Source organism: Micropepsis pineolensis, from assembly GCF_055392125.1.
In genome coordinates this window covers 137124-155739 of sequence record NZ_AP042408.1, presented here as the reverse complement: position 1 = coordinate 155739, position 18616 = coordinate 137124, and the positions used below count along the sequence as shown (strand labels likewise).

18 protein-coding genes are annotated in these 18616 nt (G+C 57.3%); 7 read left to right on the top strand and 11 right to left on the bottom strand.

The genetic code is table 11. The features are described 5' to 3' along the window. Nucleotides 1-34: 34 nt before the first annotated feature. Nucleotides 35-985, bottom strand: coding sequence for an aspartyl protease family protein (locus ACZ5RI_RS00660; protein ID WP_464514189.1), 951 nt, complete (start codon nucleotides 983-985; stop codon nucleotides 35-37). Between the two features lie 388 nt (nucleotides 986-1373). Here ACZ5RI_RS00660 and ACZ5RI_RS00655 point away from each other — a divergent pair, with 388 nt between their 5' ends. Then, nucleotides 1374-2114 carry an NADPH-dependent oxidoreductase gene (locus ACZ5RI_RS00655; protein ID WP_464514188.1) on the top strand — a complete coding sequence of 247 codons (741 nt, stop codon included), beginning with the start codon at nucleotides 1374-1376 and terminating at the stop codon, nucleotides 2112-2114. Between the two features lie 23 nt (nucleotides 2115-2137). Here the strand turns inward: ACZ5RI_RS00655 and ACZ5RI_RS00650 are convergent, their stop codons facing one another. From ACZ5RI_RS00650 to ACZ5RI_RS00625, 6 genes are all read right to left on the bottom strand, one after another. Beyond that, nucleotides 2138-3052 carry an aspartyl protease family protein gene (locus ACZ5RI_RS00650; RefSeq protein WP_464514187.1) on the bottom strand — a complete coding sequence of 305 codons (915 nt, stop codon included), beginning with the start codon at nucleotides 3050-3052 and terminating at the stop codon, nucleotides 2138-2140. A gap of 69 nt (nucleotides 3053-3121) precedes the next feature. After that, entirely contained in the window at nucleotides 3122-4030 is a 909-nt protein-coding gene (locus ACZ5RI_RS00645) for a retroviral-like aspartic protease family protein (protein ID WP_464514186.1), read from the bottom strand. Nucleotides 4031-4057: 27 nt separating this feature from the next. Beyond that, on the bottom strand, nucleotides 4058-4909 hold the full coding sequence (locus ACZ5RI_RS00640; RefSeq protein ID WP_464514185.1) for a hypothetical protein: 852 nt from the start codon (nucleotides 4907-4909) through the stop codon (nucleotides 4058-4060). A gap of 72 nt (nucleotides 4910-4981) precedes the next feature. After that, nucleotides 4982-8674 (bottom strand): methionine synthase, encoded by a 3693-nt coding sequence (gene metH / locus ACZ5RI_RS00635; RefSeq protein ID WP_464514184.1) that lies wholly within the window; start codon nucleotides 8672-8674, stop codon nucleotides 4982-4984. A 43-nt stretch (nucleotides 8675-8717) separates the two neighbouring features. Then, entirely contained in the window at nucleotides 8718-9581 is an 864-nt protein-coding gene (metF, locus tag ACZ5RI_RS00630; RefSeq protein WP_464514183.1) for a methylenetetrahydrofolate reductase [NAD(P)H], read from the bottom strand. Continuing rightward, nucleotides 9578-10585 carry an ArsR/SmtB family transcription factor gene (locus ACZ5RI_RS00625; RefSeq protein ID WP_464514182.1) on the bottom strand — a complete coding sequence of 336 codons (1008 nt, stop codon included), beginning with the start codon at nucleotides 10583-10585 and terminating at the stop codon, nucleotides 9578-9580. The genes metF and ACZ5RI_RS00625 overlap by 4 nt, the downstream gene beginning before the upstream one ends. 126 nt (nucleotides 10586-10711) lie before the next feature. Between ACZ5RI_RS00625 and ACZ5RI_RS00620 the strand changes: the two genes are divergently transcribed. Continuing rightward, nucleotides 10712-11467, top strand: a complete 756-nt coding sequence (locus tag ACZ5RI_RS00620; protein ID WP_464514181.1) for an MlaA family lipoprotein — start codon at nucleotides 10712-10714, stop codon at nucleotides 11465-11467. Nucleotides 11468-11551: 84 nt separating this feature from the next. Continuing rightward, nucleotides 11552-12208, top strand: coding sequence for an MlaC/ttg2D family ABC transporter substrate-binding protein (locus ACZ5RI_RS00615; RefSeq protein ID WP_464514180.1), 657 nt, complete (start codon nucleotides 11552-11554; stop codon nucleotides 12206-12208). Nucleotides 12209-12291: 83 nt separating this feature from the next. Here the strand turns inward: ACZ5RI_RS00615 and ACZ5RI_RS00610 are convergent, their stop codons facing one another. From ACZ5RI_RS00610 to ACZ5RI_RS00595, 4 genes are all read right to left on the bottom strand, one after another. Further along, nucleotides 12292-12927: a S24 family peptidase gene (locus ACZ5RI_RS00610; RefSeq protein ID WP_464514179.1), complete on the bottom strand. Its 636-nt coding sequence runs from the start codon at nucleotides 12925-12927 to the stop codon at nucleotides 12292-12294. A 320-nt stretch (nucleotides 12928-13247) separates the two neighbouring features. Continuing rightward, nucleotides 13248-13586, bottom strand: coding sequence for a hypothetical protein (locus tag ACZ5RI_RS00605; RefSeq protein WP_464514178.1), 339 nt, complete (start codon nucleotides 13584-13586; stop codon nucleotides 13248-13250). A 96-nt stretch (nucleotides 13587-13682) separates the two neighbouring features. Continuing rightward, nucleotides 13683-15002, bottom strand: coding sequence for an MFS transporter (locus tag ACZ5RI_RS00600; protein ID WP_464514177.1), 1320 nt, complete (start codon nucleotides 15000-15002; stop codon nucleotides 13683-13685). 140 nt (nucleotides 15003-15142) lie between these two features. Continuing rightward, a complete protein-coding gene (locus ACZ5RI_RS00595; protein ID WP_464514176.1) occupies nucleotides 15143-15973 on the bottom strand; it encodes a 2-keto-4-pentenoate hydratase in 831 nt (276 codons plus the stop codon). A gap of 239 nt (nucleotides 15974-16212) precedes the next feature. Between ACZ5RI_RS00595 and ACZ5RI_RS00590 the strand changes: the two genes are divergently transcribed. Genes ACZ5RI_RS00590 through ACZ5RI_RS00575 form a run of 4 tightly spaced genes read left to right on the top strand, consistent with a single transcriptional unit; the run spans nucleotide 16213 to nucleotide 18557 of the window. Further along, the gene (locus ACZ5RI_RS00590; RefSeq protein ID WP_464514175.1) at nucleotides 16213-16923 is read left to right on the top strand and encodes a TerB family tellurite resistance protein; all 711 of its coding nucleotides are present in this window, start codon (nucleotides 16213-16215) and stop codon (nucleotides 16921-16923) included. 39 nt (nucleotides 16924-16962) lie between these two features. After that, on the top strand, nucleotides 16963-17766 hold the full coding sequence (locus ACZ5RI_RS00585) for a threonine/serine exporter family protein (protein ID WP_464514174.1): 804 nt from the start codon (nucleotides 16963-16965) through the stop codon (nucleotides 17764-17766). Then, complete coding sequence (locus ACZ5RI_RS00580) at nucleotides 17766-18224, top strand: threonine/serine exporter family protein (protein WP_464514173.1); 459 nt, start codon at nucleotides 17766-17768, stop codon at nucleotides 18222-18224. The genes ACZ5RI_RS00585 and ACZ5RI_RS00580 overlap by 1 nt, the downstream gene beginning before the upstream one ends. Before the next feature lie 3 nt (nucleotides 18225-18227). Continuing rightward, nucleotides 18228-18557 (top strand): SMR family transporter, encoded by a 330-nt coding sequence (locus tag ACZ5RI_RS00575; protein ID WP_464514172.1) that lies wholly within the window; start codon nucleotides 18228-18230, stop codon nucleotides 18555-18557. Nucleotides 18558-18616 lie beyond the last annotated feature (59 nt).

Below are 18616 nucleotides of genomic sequence, written 5' to 3'. Positions count from 1 at the left end.
CGGGCCCGGTGCCCGCCTTTTTTGTTTGAACGATTTATGGACTGGCGGGGCTTGTGCGTTTCTCACCGGCCGCCGTCACATAGAGCATGCGTTCCTTATAAGCGATGAACAGGTGCAATCTATTTATCTCTCGCATCCCGATAATCAGGTCAATACTCACTTTTGATTTGTCTCTCGGTATTAATAATACTGGCACATTATTTACAGTTACACCGCCAAACTGGAGCGTTTTAAATGTGTGGCGGTAAGTTGGGGCTGGGTCATCCGCAGCGCTTAACCGTTCCATGTTTGGCGATTGCGGTGTCAGACCAAATTCGGTTTCGGCCAGATGCATATCCATGACGGTAGATGATGATCCTGTATCGAGAATGGCATCAACCTTTTTTCCATCAATGACCACTGGCAGGTTAATGTGGTCATGAAGCAGGGCAAAAGGAAATTTGGCAATATGATCTTCGTTCTCGGTCCAATAGACCGCACGGCCAGAGCAACGGTGCGGTAAGAACAGATTGAGCTTATGTGCGGCAAAATCAAAATCAGCATCAAATAACGAAAGAAAATCAGCACCAATGAGTCCGTCATATTGCTCGCCGTGGTGCAATCGCTCCGTGCTGACGACGATGAATTTGGCAGATGGTATATTCGTGCCACCGATTTTGATGTCTTTAGCACCAACATAATGCCGGGTTTTCTCACCGCCAAATAGTTTGAAATAGGATATGCCTGGCAGCCCTAATTGCGTCAGGCCTAACGTGTCTGCGGTTTGCTCGGTCATAACCGATGCGGGTGATCCTGTATCGACCAGAAAATGGAATGTGTGCGCGGCAATGATCACCTCTACCGCAACGCCGGTATGATTTTTTGCCTCCTCAAGCGGCACGCTGGCCACGATCTGCAGGCGGCAATCCTCTTCTGCTGCGGCGGGTGGGCAAAGCAGCGCCCCTAATAAGCAGAGTGCACAAAATACAAAGATAAAATGTTTCATCGGTATCCCCCATTATGTTTGAAGGGTAGTCCGCGCGAAATCTTTTCGTCTACCGCAGGGCTTGCGTCTTTGTGCCGCGAAAGCGTGTGTGCCGATTAAATTCGCTGTAATATACCAAACATGCCATCCCTTACACTGTAGAGTGTGCTGCAGGTGCAGGCGGCACATCAGTGGCTGGTCTTAGCCATACAATATATATGGAATTGTCGGTGCGGTCGCTGTGATTGACAGCAGGTCATGACCGTAGGACCATGTGCCGCCCACGGCTTTGCCGCCGTATTTTCCGTCACACCAAAGCGCGTGTGTTGAAGATGGTCCGTTCCTAAGGGGCCGTCCGCAGCGTTATGGTTTTGTGATGTGTACGGATTAATCTTGCAGGAGAGTGCTTTTGAATTCGACATTGGAGCTGATGTACCAGCATCGCAGTATTCGTGCCTATCAGGATAAAGCGGTTCCGTCCGACGTTTTGAACAGTGTGCTGAAAGCCGCCTGGCATGGCCCGACTTCGGTGAACGGTCAGCAGGTTTCTCTGGTGGTGGTGGAAGATGCCGCGCGCCGTCAGAAAATCGCTGAAATTGCCGGTGGCCAGCCTTGGATTGCTCAGGCCCCGGTTTTCATCGCCGTGGTGGCAGACTTTTATAAAACCGGTCGGGCCGTGGCCGCCACTGGCAGCACACAGGTGATCCACGACAGTTTGGAAGGCTTTACCGTCGGTGCCATTGATGCCGGTATTACGCTGGGCAATTTGATGACGGCGGCGCGTGCCGCTGGCCTGAGTGTTGTGCCGATCGGTGGCATCCGTAATGATCCGACAGCGTTGGCCACGCTGCTGCATTTGCCCGAGCATACCTTCCCGATGGTTGGTGTCTGTCTGGGGTATGCCGCGAAGGACGCGCCGCTCAAACCCCGTCTGCCGCTGTCGACCTATGTGCATAAGGAGACCTATCAGGCCGATGGGCTTGATGCGGCCATCACGGCATATGACCAGACTATGATGGCGCACTGGCAGGCACAGGGCCGTGATGATGGTGAGCCGTGGACGATCAGCATCCGCGATTACTACAGCAAGGTCTATTTCCCCAATTTGCGCGCCGCGGCCTCCAAACAGGGGTTCGGCTTCGATCAGTGACCACAGCCCTATAGGTCCTGACTTTAGGGGGCGGATGCCGGGGTGAAATACAGCTTGTGTTCTTTGTATGCGATATACAGGTGCAGGCGTCTCAGCTCCGGCATACCGAGAAGTCCGGCGAAGAACCAGTGGGCTTTTGAAAAGGGTATGAAGCGAAACTGCGTATCTGTGAGGCGGACGTGGCCGAGTTTCATTTCCCGGAATTTGTAATCATAGATCGGGTCGGCATCATCTGCCGGCCCTTCGCGCATCATGCCGGGCGATTGCGGTGACAGCGCCAGTTTTGCCATGCCGATCTTTGCCCCCAGGCTGGAATCGCTGGCCCCGGTATCGACAATGGCGATCATGTCCTTGCCGTCGAGCTGGATGGGCACAATGATGCGGCCATTATCCCCGGTGAAGGGCAGTGTCTCTATCACCGTGTCGGTCTTCCACTGAATTTCCTGACCATCGCAGGGATGGGGCCTGAACAGGGTCAGCGTGCCTGCGGCGAAATCAAAATCTGCATCATAACGCGCCAGGATATCCGCTCCGATCAGGCCATCAAATTGCTCGCCACCAAAATTAAAGCGCAGGGTTCGCATAACGACAAAATCTCCATCAGGCATAGCGGCATTGCCGATTTTGAAATTTGTAACGTGGACGGATGATTTAGCTTCGTCGCCGCCAAACATCTTAACGCTGCCGCTGGCCAGTGCTTTGGGCTTAAGCCCTGCAGCATCTGCCGCATGTTCGGTGACCATCGATGATGGCGAGCCGGTATCGACCAGAAAGCGCAATGGTTGCCCGGAAATGGTAACCGGTGTGGCGACCTGATTGAACAGGTGCGCCTTTTGTAAGGGGGTACTGGCCACCGCTTGCTGCCGACACGCCTCCCCGGCGGCCAGCGGGCCGCACAATAATACAAGCGTCAAAAACGCCAGACCATAACGTGTCATAGCTCAGGCTCCCTGACCATCAGCCGGGATTATAGCGTATTTGGTATGGTTGGCGAGACTGCCCGGCGGCTACATTACCGCCGGGGTGACATAGAGCTTCTTTTCCTTGTAGGCGATATAAAGGTGTAATTGGCGCAGAATGCTCATACCGATGATCAGCTTGGGTTGACCAGAGTTGCCCATCAGTTTGCTTTCCTCATCCGAGAACAGGCGAATGTCAGGATTGTTGACCGTGATGCCCTGAAAGGTCAGCGTTTTGAACAGATCGGCGCTTTCATCCTTATCGCGCTGTTTTTTTAAGGTGTCCTCGTCGATATGCAGCAGGCGGGATGCGACCTCCAGACTCATCACGGATTGCGGTGCGCCGGTATCAACAATTGCTTTGACTTCACGCCCCCCCAGCTCAACATCAACCACAATGTGATTGCCTTCAATTTTAAAATCGAGCGGTATTGCCGGCGTTGTGTGGGACCAATAATTGATCTTGCCGGGGCAATGTTCCTGGGAATAGAGGTTTAGCTTTCCGCCGGCAAAGTCAAAATCGACATCGAAAATCCGCAGGATTTCCGCACCCAGAATGCCGTCATACCAATCGGTGTTGCGGCTTAATATGAAAAAGGGTCTGTCATGTAATGCCACCGGCCCGATCGTGACCTCTTTTGCTGTGGCCATTAAGTTGGACTTTTCACCACCGAACATTTCTATGGAGGCGCCGGGGTTGGCCCGAACCGGCAGGTGCAGCTGGTCCGCTGTTGTGCGGGTCAGGATGGAATAGAACGAACCGGTATCGACCAGCATATTGATCGGCTGGCCATTGATGGGAACCGGTATGGTCAGATGCCCGACGGCGTTGAGGGTCATTGGCCAGGAATAAAACCGCACCAGCTGACATTTGGCTTCCTCGGCGGTGGCGCCGCTGGTTATTGCTGCGCTGTATAAAAGCCCCGCGAGCGCGGCGCAGGCACCCCATTTACGCATTGATTTTCTCCCCCCCTTTAAGCTGCGTTATTTTTTCAGCCGATGTTCCTCAGTCTGTGCCATGTCATATTCAACAAAACGGTGTGGGCAGTTCTCTGCCGCTTGGTGGATCAGCGGTGCAGCCACGGCCTGATCGCCATGGGATAAATGCCATTCCCCCAGATAAAAATCGGCTTCACATTTCTGCCCCGCAGCCAGCACCGCGTCACTGTCCTGCGCCGCGTGATAAAGCTGTTCTACCGTTGTTTGGCCGCGATAGAATGCAACAATGGGGGCCGGCCAGCCTGATGGTATGTCCGCTGTGCGTTTATCAAAGTCGGCCGTATCGAACCGCCCGGCGCGTAAAGTGCTCATGGCGTACCACAGGTCCAGATAAAGGCTGTGCGTGTTTTTTTTGTCGGTGTGCTGCAGCGCAAGGGCGTATTTCTCACCCGCAGCAGCAAAATCACCATAGTCCCACAAGGCCCGGGCATAGGAGGTAAAAAGTCCACCCTGTAGTTTTTCCGGCCTAGTGCTCAGCAGGGCGGTAAAATCACGGTCGGCGGCGACCTTGTCGCCCGCACACAGATTGCCCCACAGCCGCAGGGTGAGAAGTTCACTGTCCGGAGTTCTGACCGCCGCGGCCGCGTTAAGATCGCTGACGGCATTTTTGCAGTCGCCCGCCGCCATATAGGCGGCAGCCCGGCGCATGTGGGCGACGGGGATATAGGTGGCGGCCAGATCGCCCGCCGCCAAAGCCGTGCTGAAAGATTGGATCGCCAGATCATACCGTTTGGCGGCCAGCGCGCTTAAACCCCGTGTATAGTCGTCATAGCTGGCTGCCCAGGTACAGCCCAACACCGCTGCCCAAGGCAGGGCCCAGAACGCCTTCCACGCCATGATTTCCCCCTGATCTTATGGGGTAAATCATAGCGGGGTTTTGATTTTCTGCAACGCTGAGTTTAGGTGTTTTTAAGGCTCGTAAGACAGGTTGGGTTTAAGCCATTTTTCCGCCTCGGCCAGCGTCCAGCCTTTGCGTTTGGCATAATCGGCGACCTGATCGGCCTCGATCTTGCCAACGCCGAAATAGCGCGCTTCGGGGTGCGAGAAATACAATCCGCATACCGATGGCCCCGGCCACATGGCAAAGCTTTCGGTCAGCGTGATCCCGGTGCGCATTGTGGCTTCCAGCAGCGTGAACAACTGATCTTTTTCGGTATGGTCAGGCTGGCAGGGATAGCCCGGTGCCGGGCGGATGCCGCGATAGTTTTCGGCAATCATCTCGTCACTGGTCAGGGTCTCGTCCGGTGCATAACCCCAATATTCCTTGCGCACCCTGGCATGCAGGGTTTCGGCAAAGCTTTCGGCCAGCCGGTCGGCCAGCGCGTTTAGCAAGATGGCCGAATAATCGTCCTTGGCCTCTTTGAAGATTTTGGCACGGGCTTCTTCACCAATACCTGCCGTCACCGCGAACAGGCCGATATAATCCTCGATGCCCTTGGGGGCGATAAAATCGGACAGGGCAATATTGGGCCGGGTGGCATCGCGTGACATTTGCTGGCGCAGGGTGTGGAAGGTGGCGATGGGGAATTTGCGCGCCTTGTCGCCATAGACCTCGATATCGTCACCCACCGCATTGGCCGGATAGAAACCAACCGCCGCACGGGCTTCAAGCCAGTTTTCACTGATAATGCTTTCAAGCATTTTCTGCGCGTCGGCGAACAAAGCGCGCGCCGTCGGGCCGGTCTTGTCGTTGTGCAGAATTTCGGGATAGCGCCCCTTCATCTCCCAGGCCGAGAAGAACGGTGTCCAGTCGATGTTCCTGGCCAGTTCGTTGAGGTCGAATTTGGTAATCGTCCGGGGCCCGAAGAAACTCGGCACCGGTGGAATATAGCCGTTCCAGTCAATCTTGGTGGCATTGGCGCGCACTTCGCTCAATGTGGCGCGTGTGGTGGGCTTGTGGGCGGCAGCGTGCTTGATCGCCATCGCCTGATAATCGTCGCGGACCTTCTTGCGATAGGCGGCCCCGTCTGCGCTGAGCAGGCGTGAGGCTTCACCACAGGCGCGCGATGCATCGGAGGAATAGACCACAGAGCCCGCCGGGTAGTTGGGGTCGATTTTAACCGCGGTATGCACCTTCGACGTGGTGGCTCCGCCGATCATCAACGGAATGGTGAAACCCTGCCGCTGCATTTCCGAGGCAACATGGCACATTTCATCCAGCGATGGCGTAATCAGCCCGGACAGTCCGACAATATCGGCCTTGTGCTCGCGCGCGGCGGCCAGAATGTTATCTGACGGCTGCATCACGCCGACATCGAACACCTCGAATCCGTTACACTGCAGCACCACGCCGACAATGTTCTTGCCGATATCGTGTACGTCACCCTTGACTGTCGCCAGCACAATACGCCCGGCCGAGCTTTGCTTGCCCAGCTTATCCTGCTCCATATAGGGCATCAGATAGGCCACGGCCTTTTTCATCACACGGGCGGATTTGACCACCTGCGGCAGAAACATTTTGCCAGCACCGAACAGATCGCCAACCTCGTTCATCCCGGCCATCAGCGGGCCTTCGATGACTTCCAACGGGCGCGCTACTGCGGCACGGGCTTCCTCGGTATCCTGGGTGACGAAGGCGTCGATGCCATGTACCAGCGCGTATTTTAAACGTTCGGCCACTGGCAGGGTGCGCCATTCGGCTTCCTGGGTTTCGGCAACCGCGCCATCGCCTTTATATTTGGCCGCAACCTCGAGCAGCCTTTCGGTCGCGTCATTCCGGCGATTGAGCAGCACGTCTTCGACACGTTCACGCAGCTCGGCCGGAATGTCCTGATACACCGCCAGCTGACCGGCATTGACGATGCCCATGTCCATGCCCGCCTTGATGGCATAGAACAAAAAGGCCGAATGCATGGCCTCACGCACCGGGTCGTTGCCACGGAACGAGAACGAGATGTTCGACACACCACCCGAAATATGGGTCAGCGGCATTGCCTTGCGGATGCGCGCTGTGGCGGCGATGAAATCCTGGGCATAATTGTTGTGCTCATCGATGCCGGTGCCAACCGCAAAGATGTTGGGATCGAAGATGATGTCTTCCGGCGGGAAGCCGATCGTATTCACCAGCAGGTCATAGGCGCGCTGACAGATAGAAACCTTGCGTTCCTCGGTATCGGCCTGACCGGTCTCGTCAAAGGCCATCACCACGGCGGCGGCGCCATAACGGCGGATCAGCCGGGCGTGGTCCAGAAAGGCTTCTTCGCCTTCTTTCAGCGAGATCGAATTGACGATGCCTTTACCTTGCAGGCATTTCAGGCCTGCCTCGATCACCTCCCATTTGGAGGAGTCGACCATGATCGGTACCTTGGCAATGTCGGGCTCGCCTGCCACCAGATTGAGGAAGCGGATCATCGCCGCCTTGGAATCGATCAGCCCCTCGTCCATATTGATGTCGATGACCTGCGCGCCGTTTTCGACCTGGGCGCGGGCAACCTCCAGCGCGGCATCGTAATCTTCGGCCTTGATCAGCTTACGGAACTTTGCCGAACCGGTGATGTTGGTGCGCTCGCCGACATTGACGAAATTGATTTCCGGCGTCAGCGTGAACGGCTCCAGCCCTGACAAACGTAAGAATTTCGGCTTTTCTTCGATTTTGCGCGGCGGCAGGCCTTTGACCACTTCGGCAATGGCGGCAATGTGCTTAGGCGTGGTGCCGCAGCAGCCTCCGACGATGTTGACGATGCCGTCCCTGGCATAGCCGCCGACGACCTTGGCCATCATCTCCGGGCTGTCATCATATTCGCCAAATTCATTGGGCAGGCCCGCATTGGGGTGGGCCGACACCAGCGTATCGCTGATGCGCGACAGATCGGCGATGTGGGCGCGCATTTCATCGGCACCCAGCGCGCAGTTGAAGCCAATGGCAAACGGGTTGGCATGGCGTGTCGAATACCAGAACGCTTCCGCCGTCTGGCCCGACAGGGTGCGGCCTGAACGGTCGGTGATGGTGCCGGAAATCCACACCGGCAGGTGTTCACCCGAGGCAGCAAAGGCTTCTTCAATGGCAAAAATCGCCGCCTTGGCATTTAACGTGTCAAAGACGGTTTCGATCATCAACAGATCGGCGCCACCTTTGATCAGCCCCATCGTGCCTTCAAAATAGGTCTGGCGCAGCGCATCAAAGGTGATGTTGCGTTTGGCCGGGTCGTTGACATCGGGCGAGATCGATGCGGTGCGGTTGGTCGGGCCGAGTACGCCGGCCACCAGGCGCGGGCGGTTGTCACCAGCCTGCCGGGTGAAATCATCGCAGATCTCGCGGGCAAGGGCGGCACCCTTTTCATTCAGTTCACTGACCAGCGGGGCAAGATCGTAATCGGCCTGCGAACTTTCGTTCGAGGTGAAGGTATTGCTTTCAATAATATCGGCCCCGGCGGCCAGATAGGCATGTCCGATTTCGCGGATGACATCGGGCTTGGTCAGGGTCAGCAGATCGTTATTGCCCTTAAGCTCGCTGGCATGATCGGCAAAGCGCGTGCCGCGGTAATCCTGTTCGTTCAGATGATAGGTCTGGATCAGCGCGCCCCACGAACCGTCGAGCAGCAGAATCCGTTTGCGAGCTTCTTCCTTCAGCCACGCAATGCGGGCGGCGCGCGTATTGGTCATAGAAATATCCTTGTTATCGGCCAGTTCTTGCGGGGCCAGATGATTATAGCCCCAGCAGACGGCAGACCGCATAGGTCAGATCGGCCTGATTGAGGGTATAGAAGTGAAACTGGTTAAAGCCCCGTGTAGAGAGCAGCTCAATCTCGTCGGTCATCACGGTCGCGGCGATGATGCGGCGGCTTTCAGCGTCGTCTTCAAGCCCGGCATAGACCTTGTGCATCCAGTCCGGGATCGACGTGCCACATTTGGCCGACATGCGCACCAAACCCTTGAAATTCGAGGTCGGCATCAGGGCGGGCAGGATCGGCACAAAAATCCCGGCCGCGGCGGCGGCATCACGCAAGCGTGCCAGCGCATCGGCATCAAAGCAGAACTGGGTGATGGCACGACTGGCACCGGCATCGACCTTGCGCTTGAGCAGCTCGATATCATGGGCAATGTTGGGCGATTCCGGGTGGCGTTCGGGATAGCACGATACCGAGATCTCGAACGGGGCAATGGCTTTAAGGCCCGCCACCAGATCGGCGGTCGAGGCATAACCTTCCGGGTGCGGACGATAGGGGGTGAAATCCGGCATATCACCGCGTAAGGCCACAATATGGCGCACCCCGGCATCCCAATAGGCCCGGGCAACGCGATTAACTTCTTCCTTCGATGCTGCCACACAGGTCAGATGCGCGGCGGGCTTCATGCTGGTTTCGTCGACCAGCCGTTTGACCGTGGCGTGGGTGCGTTCGCGGGTCGAGCCGCCTGCGCCATAGGTAACCGAAACAAAGTCCGGGTTGAGCGGTTCGAGCCGTTTGACCGCCGTCCAGAGCTGCTGTTCCATCTCTGCCGTTTTGGGCGGAAAGAATTCGAACGATATGGCGATGGCGCGCCGACGGGTGATCAGTTTTTCCAGACTCATAAGATCTCCTTTTGCGCAGCGGCTGAGGCGGGGCTTTTGGGCTTTTCGGCGAGCCAGATTTTGACGGTGAGTTTTTCGGTGCTGTCACTCGCTGTCCCCGCGGCATCGGGGGCGATCGCCTCGGCCGGGGCCACGCGCAGGCCCGCACTGTGGAACCAGCCCGCGACCTCTTTGTCGGCAAAACCAAGGCGGCGATGGGCATATTCCTCGCGCAGGAATTCCAGCGTATGGGGAGCAAAATCGGCAATGATCAGCCGCCCGTTGGGGCGCAGAACCCGCGCGGCCTCGGCCACCGCGGCTGCGGGGTTCTCGAGATAATGCAGCACCTGATGGATCAGCACGGCATCAAAGCCGTTTTCCGCCGCACCGTTGCTGAACGGCAGTTGGCAGATGTCGCCGAGGCGCACCTGACAATGGGCCAGTTCCGGCCTGGCCAGCTTATCGCGGGCAATCGCCAGCATTTCTGAACTGGCGTCGATGCCGATAGCGCGGCGTGCAAGGGGGGCGGCCAGTTCCAGCATGCGACCGGTGCCGGTGCCGGCATCCAGCAGCATGTCGATATGGCGGTCGGATAAATGGCGCAGAATGGCGGCTTCGACGGCCTGCTCCGGGGCATACAGGGCGCGGATGCGATTCCATTCGGCGGCATTGGCCTTGAAAAAATCTGCTGCCTGGTGGGCGCGTTCCGCCCGCACCCCGGCCAGACGCTGGCGGTCGAGGGCATACAGCCCGTCCTCTTCGGTCACTAAGCTGGCGAGCAACTGGCCGAGCGCGGCACCATCGCCTTCATCGACGGCGCGGTGGAACACCCAGCTACCTTCCTTGAAACGCTCCAGTAACCCCGCTTCGCATAACAATTTCAGATGGCGCGAGACCCGTGGTTGGCTTTGCCCGACGATTTCGATCAGTTCGCTTACCGTCAGTTCGGCCTGGCGTAGCAGCAGTAACAGGCGCAGTCGCGTCGGATCGCCGGCGGCGCGCAACATGGAGACGAGTTTATCCATACCTAACCTTCAGCACATATAAACATATCTTTATATGGTATGGCGACGTCAGGCAAGACGGGAATGCTTTCAGGGCTTAAACTTTAATGTCCCAGGGTTGGAAATAACCGGAAGATTGGAAAACGAATGATGAAGGCGGTGGCAGCAGCGCTGTTTGTCCTGCTGGCGGCTGGGGGGCTGGCGGGCTGTGCAACCGCCCCGGATGGGGGCGATGGCTTTAGCAGTCGTGACCCTTATGAAGATCTTAACCGTCACTTTTTCTCGATGAACCAGCGTATGGATCGCACTATTCTGCGCCCCATTGCGGAAACCTATGTCGAATTGGTGCCAGAACGGTTGCGGGCAGGTCTGCATACACTTTTGACTACGGCCAATCTGCCGGTGGTGTTCGCCAATGATATGCTACAGGCCCGTCCCCGCGCCGCAGTGGAAACCGTTGAACGGCTGGTGGTCAATGTAACACTGGGATTGGGTGTTTATGATACGGCGAGTGCATTCGGCATCACCGAACATGATAATGATTTTGGTCGTACCCTGGGTGTCTGGGGCTGGAATGGTGAGCCCTATCTGATGCTGCCGCTGATTGGTCCGAGCAACCCGCGCGACGTGATTGGCTTTGCCGGGGACATCGTTTTGGATCCCGCTATTTACCTACAATACAAATATTTTGTCTGGTCGCTGGTCAGCCGTCAGGGGCTGGGGCTGGTTGATATGCGTGCCCGCAACCTCAGCACGGTAGATGCGATTGAGCGTTCTTCGCTCGATTATTATGCTACTACACGCAGTCTGTACCGCCAGTACCGTCAAAATCAGGTGGAACAGGCCCCCGATATCGATGCGGATGACGAGGCGTTGGCAGAGGGCGGCGTAAACTTGCCGTAAACATATCCCTGAGAACTTGTTTTGAGGCGGCTGGCGCATTAGCTATCCATTACGTCAGGCCCATACCGTCGGGAGTGCAGACATATGCGTGAGATTGTTTTCGGTTTTTCCGCTTTGCGTCGTTTGGTCGTTATCGGCCTGATGGCGCTGGTGATGGCAGTGGGTATTGCTGCCCCCGCAGCGGCCGCTTCTCCAGCCGAACAATTCGTCAATGACAATGTGCAGAAGGGCATGAACATTCTGACCAATAAGGCGTTATCGAAAGATCAGCGCCGTGATCAGTTTCAGGACTTTCTGCTTTCTCTGGCTGATTTAAAGTCGATTGCCGAATATACCTTGGGCCAATATCGCCGCGGTGCGACCCCGGCCGATCTCGCCGCCTATGAAGCGGCGTACAAGGACTATGCCCTGGCGGTGTATCGTACGTATTTCGACAAGTTTAACGGACAGACGCTGAAGGTTATCAGCTCCTATCCGCTGACCGGCGATGAAAGCGTGGTCAAGACCGAGATGCACGATCCGAGCAAAGCCCCCGTGGGTAAGCCACCGATCGTCAATTTCCGTCTTGCAAATCAGGGCGGCAAGTTCCTCGCCACCGATATTTCATTCGAAGGGGTGTGGTTGCGCCAGACCCAGCGTGATGATTTCACCAGCTTTCTGGGGCAGCATGGCGGCGATATCAAAGCGCTGATCAGTGTACTGAAGACGAAGACCAAGCAGGAAGCCCTGCGCGCGCGTTAAGCCTCGCCTCAGTGACGTTACAGACAAAAACGCGGCAGAGCTTTGGGTTCTGTCGCGTTTTTCGTTGTAGAGGGTGGCTGGCGTTATTGGCTGGCCCAGATGATGCGATGAATGAAGCTGACGTCGCTCAAGGCAAATTCCCGGTCTTCATAGGCCGGATTCAGCGATTTCAATTCGATACGCTGCGCGGTCAGACGCAACAGGTGTTTGGCCATCACTTCGCCGCCATTGGTTCTGACCACCACGCGGTCGCCGCGCCGTAAGCTTGCCGCAGGGGAAACAATGATGCGGTCGCCGTCGCGGAACACCGGCAGCATCGAGTCGCCAGAGATCTCCAACGCATAGGCGTGTTCGTCGGCCAGTTCCGGGAAGGGAATTCCATCCCATCCGGCACCGGCCGGAAAGCCTGCATCGGTGAAATAGCCATTGCTGCCAGCCTGGGCCATGCCGACCAGCGGCACCAGACGCGGGCTGGTGCGTGGGCTGGTATCACCTTCGGTCAGGGCAACAAAGTCGCGCAACGGGGCCCCCGTCGCGGTCAGCACCTTGGACAGGCTTTCGGTCGAAGGCCAGCGCAGCTTACCGGTGGGGGCGCCGCGTTTGGATTTGTTAAAGGTGGTGGGGTCGAGCCCGGCCAGTTTCGCCAAGCCCGAAGGTGAGAGGCGGTTCTGCGCTGCCAGCGCGTCGATTGCGCTCCAGATTTGCTTGTGCGTCAGCATGGCTTCATCCCAAGATCAGTGGCGCTCAGGATCTGCTGCACCAGGGGCATCAGAAACCCATTGCGCCTGCAGTCGGCCGCGATGGAACGTAAATCGGGTCCTACCCTTAAAAGCATGACGCCGTACCGCTGTGATACGCTTGTTCAGCTGGCGCAAGGCCGTTTCCGGCACTTAAGGGGACGCAGCGCGGACCAATTCCGGTATTCAATCACGTCCGGCAATTCTTCCTAAGAAAGCGTACTGATAGGAATTACAACTCGCAAGCCGAAACTATTCGTATGGTTTTCAAATCGGCAACGAATGACGCGAAAGCCGGAATGTTAGCGATTGCAGGTTGCTCCGTTCATCACGGCACTGACCCGGCTGGTGAAATTTTCTGCCTTCGCCTGCCCCATGTCGGCCACTTTGCGGCGCAGCGCGCTGTACTTGCCTTCAAAGGCTAAGATTTCGATCCGCATTTCGTCGGCGCTTAGAGCTTTACGCAGCTCATGCTCCAGGCAGAGGCACTTGTTGCGTGGCAGATCCGAGGGTTGGGCGGTGCAGGCCTTCATCATGGCGTCGTCGGCCAGGGCCGGTTCGGCCACGCTGCACAGGGCAAAAGCGGGCAGGGCAATGCTGGTCAGCAGCGCAAGCGTGGCAAGGATCGGGCGGGTCATCATGGCTCCTTCAGCTTGCGGTTTTCTATCACGGCTCTTGGGGCAAAACAAAATCCCGGCATTGCTGCCGGGATTTTTTCGTTCCGAAAGGGTGTGGCTTCAGAGGTCGAGTTTGGCTGGTGCCAGTCGCGGCGTCAGCGTGTGAATGACCAGCACCGCCAAAAGGTAGATCAGCCCGGCGACGAAGAACACCACCGAATAACCACCGAGACCCGCCAGCGCCTTGGCCACGCCCAGCGCCATGACGATGCCGCCAATGGCGCCCATGGTGCCGCCGATGCCGGACACGGTACCGACCGCCGCCTTGGGGAAGGTATCTGACGGGATGGTGTACAGGTTGGCCGAAAATGCCTGATGGGCCGCAGCCGCAATGCCGATGACGCAGGTGACGGTCCACAAATCGTGCAGGAACATGGTGGCAAAACCAACCGGCAGCACGCAGCAGGCGCAGATCAGCAGGGTCAGCTTACGCGCCATGTTGACGGTCAGCCCGTGCTTAATCATCGCCGACGACATCCAGCCGCCGACAATCGAGCCGACATCCGAGATGACATAGATGACGATGATCGGGGCGGCCACGCCGGAGATGTTGCCGACCTGATCCTTGTAGGTTTCCATAAAGTAGGGTGGCAGCCAGAACAGATAGAAGAACCACACCGGATCGGTCAGCATCTTCCCGAGCGCAAAGGCCCAGGTTTCCTTGATGAAGATCACTTTGCCCCAGGGCAGCTGTTTGACCGGTGGGGAATTATCGCTTTCGATATAGTCGAGCTCGGCAGGCGACAGGTTTTTATGCACTTGTGGGGCATAATAGACCGCGATCCACAGGAGCAGCCAGATCGCGCTTAAAGAACCGGTGGCGACAATGGCCCACTGCCAGCCATAGTTCAGCATGACAAAGGGCACGATCAGTGGGGTCAGAATGGCCCCGACATTAGAGCCGGCATTGAAAATGCCGTTGGCCAGCGAGCGTTCGCGTTGTGGGAACCATTCGGCCACGGCTTTGAGGGCGGCGGGGAAATTGCCCGATTGGCCCAGGCCCAGCAGTGCCTGGGTTACCATGAACCCAAACAGCACCAGCGCCGGCGAAAGAAAGCCTAAAAGGGCGCAGGCCAGATGGGCTCCGGTCCACAGGACAACGGCCAGAATGTAGCCCAGTTTTACGCCGATTTTATCAATGATGCGGCCAAACCAGACATAGCCGATGGCGTAGAAGACCATGAAACACAGCACGATGTGGGCATAGTCGGCTTGATTCCAGCCATAGAGCCGGGTCAGTTCCGGTTTGAGAAAACCGATGGTCTGCCGGTCAATATAGGTCAGCCCGGTCGCCATGAACAAAAGCGCGCAAATCAACCAGCGAAACTTGCCGATGCGCGCGGTGGAAGACGGTTGCGTCTTCCCCTTACTCTCTACCATTTTATCCTCCCGAAGCGGTGTGTTGTTTTTATCTGGGACCGCTCCCAACATATTTCTACGCGGCGTTTTTAAGACTGTCTACGGTGAAGCCTCTGATCTTGCGGACGGGTTTGCCATCGTTTCCCCCAACCCCCTTAATTTTAAGCAACCGATATGGCACGACGAGGATGAGTGGAAATTGCGATGGTTTCAATCCCTGCGAATACCGCTTTAGCTTTTTGCCCGGTCACAATGTCATGGACACCGGTAGCAGCGCCGGTTGAAATAAGCTGGCCCTTTTTGAGCGCAAGCCCCCGCCGGGCACAGTTTTCAGCGATAAACTGCAAGGATTCCAATGGCCCGCCCGGAACATTGGCGGCACTGCCGCTGCCGACACGGATCCCATCGATGAAGGATTCAACGGTAAGCTCCTCCCACGTGCGCGTACGCCAGTCGGCAATTTCCTGCCCCAGGATTTCGTCAGCATTATTGCCGAAATCCGCCACCACGATGTGGGGGCCGCGGGCATTGATATCAGCCAGGGGGCTGCCGGCCATTTCCACGCCGACATAGAGCTTGCCTGCCAGCGCGTCGGCGTCGGCGATGGAATAGGTCAGCTTGGCCGGATCGGCGTCATGGTCGACTTCGAAGACAAATTCCGCCTCGAAGCAGGCCGTGCCGCCGACAAAAACACCACACGCGGTCTCGCTTGCCCCATCATTTTGAAAAACGTTCCGGGTGAAAATCGGTCCGGCCAGTCGGTGGCAGCCAAACTTTGCCTGCAGCGCATCCGGGATTTTGCCAATTTTCCAGCCGGCTATCCGGTCGGGCCATATGGCAATTGCTTCATTCTGACATTGATACGCGCTGTCGAGATCCGGTGGCATCTCGCCCGGAAAATCTGCCAATGCCTGAGCGTTGATCCGTGCCGCGACGAATGCCTGAGCAATCCTGGCGGCGGGGGTGAAAATCGTCTTCTCGGCTGCCAACATCCGGAAACTTCCTCCCAGAACCTCTTATGGTCGATTCTTATAATGTCAAACTTCTAATGGAAACCGGTGTCATTTTCAATCGCTTCGTCTCGTATTCCAACGTTTTTTTCATCTTGGCCGATGGGGTAAAGGCTAGGCAGCACCGGCGCCCCATGCCATATCTTTGGTACCATAATGGAATGTCTGTCTGGTCTGGGTTTTAAAGGTGTTACCCGGACCGGTTTTCGATACGGGAGCGCATGTCGGTTTGGGGTAAATTGGGCGGCTTTGCCGCCGGGTTCTGGGTTGCAGGACCGGTCGGCGCGGCGCTTGGCGTGGTGGCGGGGCATTTCCTGTTTGACCGGGTGCCGTCTGACCCAGAGCTGACCTTTGCCATCGCGATGATCGCGTTATGCGGCAAGATGGCTAAAGCCGATGGTGTGGTGCTCGATTCAGAGGTCGAGGCGTTCGAGCGGGTTTTCCGCGTACCGGAAGAAGAACGCGCTCATGTCCGGCGCTTTTTCGACTTTGCCCGCCGTGACAGTGCCGGGTTCGAAATCTATGCCGCACAGATCGCCAAGCTCTATGTCGGGCAGACCGCGCTGCTGGAAGACGTCATCGACGGGCTGTTCGAGATTGCCAAGGCCGATGGCGTGTTGCACCCCGGCGAAGAAGCGTTTCTGGCCCGTGTTGCCGAGATTTTCGGTTTCACCCCGGCCCATTTCCGGCGCATCCGTGCCGCCCATTTTGGTCCCGATGCGGCTGATCCCTATACCATCCTGGGCGTGAGCGAGGATGATGACGACGAGACCATCAAGCGGGCCTATTATGCGCTGGTGCGTGAAACCCACCCGGACCGGCTGATCGCCCGCGGGGTCCCGGCCGAATTCGTCAAGCTGGCCACCAATAAACTGGCCTCGATCACCGGGGCTTATGAAAAAATTACCCGCGCGCGGGCCGGGCGCAGCTGAATTTTCTTTTTTCGCCAATAAGTTTATGCTTGCGGCACCATGACTGCTGCTGTGACCGAGACGGTCGATCCCGTTTTGCTGCGCCATCGCGAACTCGAAAGAATCGCCATGGTGGCGCTGCGTGCTGCGCGTCTGTTTCTCGAATGTGGGGCCAAGGTCAAAGTGGTGCATGAGGGCACCGGGCTGATCGTGCGCGGTCTGGGGGTGGAATTCGTCGGTGCCCGCGCGGGCTATGCGTCGCATGAAATCACGGTTTCCAGCGGCGCCAACACCATCACCCGTATGATTACGGTGGGCCGCCACGGGGTTAATCATCGTCTCGACTATGCCTTACGCGCTTTGTGTGTGCGGGTGGCTGCGGGTGGCATGACCCCGCACATGGTGGATGCGGCCCTTGATGCACTCGTCCAGAAAACACCGCGCTACCGGCCTGAAACGGTTGCGGTGGCGGTCGGCATTGCCTGTGCGGCTTTCGGTCGGTTGCTCGGCATCGATGGGGCTGCCTTCGGCCCCGTTCTGGTGGCCGGAATGGTCGGCCAATATGCCCGCCATCTGCTGCTCGGGCGCAAGATCAACGAATATATCATTGCCGCACTGGTGGCCTTTTGCAGCTCGGGGCTGGGCGGGGCCGGAGCGCGGGGCTTGGGCAGCCATACGGTGCCGCTGGCGATGATGGCTTCGATTCTGTTGCTGGTGCCCGGCGTACCGGCAACCAACGCCCAGACTGATATTATGGATGGTTATCCTGCTATGGGCAGCGCCCGGGCGGTTTCGGTGCTGATGGTGATGATCTTTGCCACCGTCGGGGTGTGGATCGCCCAGACCGTGATCGGGGTGCTGTGATGCTGCCCCATCTTCTCCATCAGGCGTTGTTTGGTGCCGCGGCCGCAGCTGGGTTCGGCGTATTGTTCAATTTCGGTCCACGCTCGCTGATCTGGTGCGCGCTGGCCGGGGCGCTCGCCTTATTCGTGCGTACGCTGGGCCTCGACGCAGGCTGGACGCTGGAAGCGGCTTCGTTCTGTGCGGCGATGGTAACCGGTTGTGTGGTGCGGATCTTACGCGAAGGTTTAGGCGTTGCGGGTAACGCCATGGCGCTGGCAGGGTGTATTCCCATGGTGCCGGGTGCGTTTATGAGTCAGGCGATTCTCGGTCTGTTTGCGGTTACGGCACCGCATCCCGAAAACGAGGTCGCGACCATCGTCTTAGCCCTTGAATATATGCTACGGGTGATCTTCACATTGGGAGCGATTGGGGCTGGTCTGGCCATCCCCACCCATCTGTTGAAGAATAAGGATTTCTAGGTAATGGCTTATGTCTATCTTGCCCTTGCGATTGTCTGCGAGGTGATTGCGACGTCCTTTCTGCGCCTGACGGATGGTTTTACGAAATTAGGCCCGATGATTATCGTGTTCGGCGGATACGCCGTATCCTTCTATTGCCTGTGCAATTGCCTAAGGACGATCCCGACCGGCATCGCCTATGCCACCTGGTCCGGTTGCGGCATCATTCTTATCGCCATCATCGCATGGAGTTTCCAGGGCCAGAAACTGGATATTCCTGCCATGCTCGGCATGGGGCTGATCATCAGCGGTGCGCTGGTGATGAACCTGTTTTCAAAAGCCTCTGTGCACTGATTTTCTCTGTACAGCGCAAAAAAAAACGGGGCCCGACGGGCCCCGTTTCAATATGACAT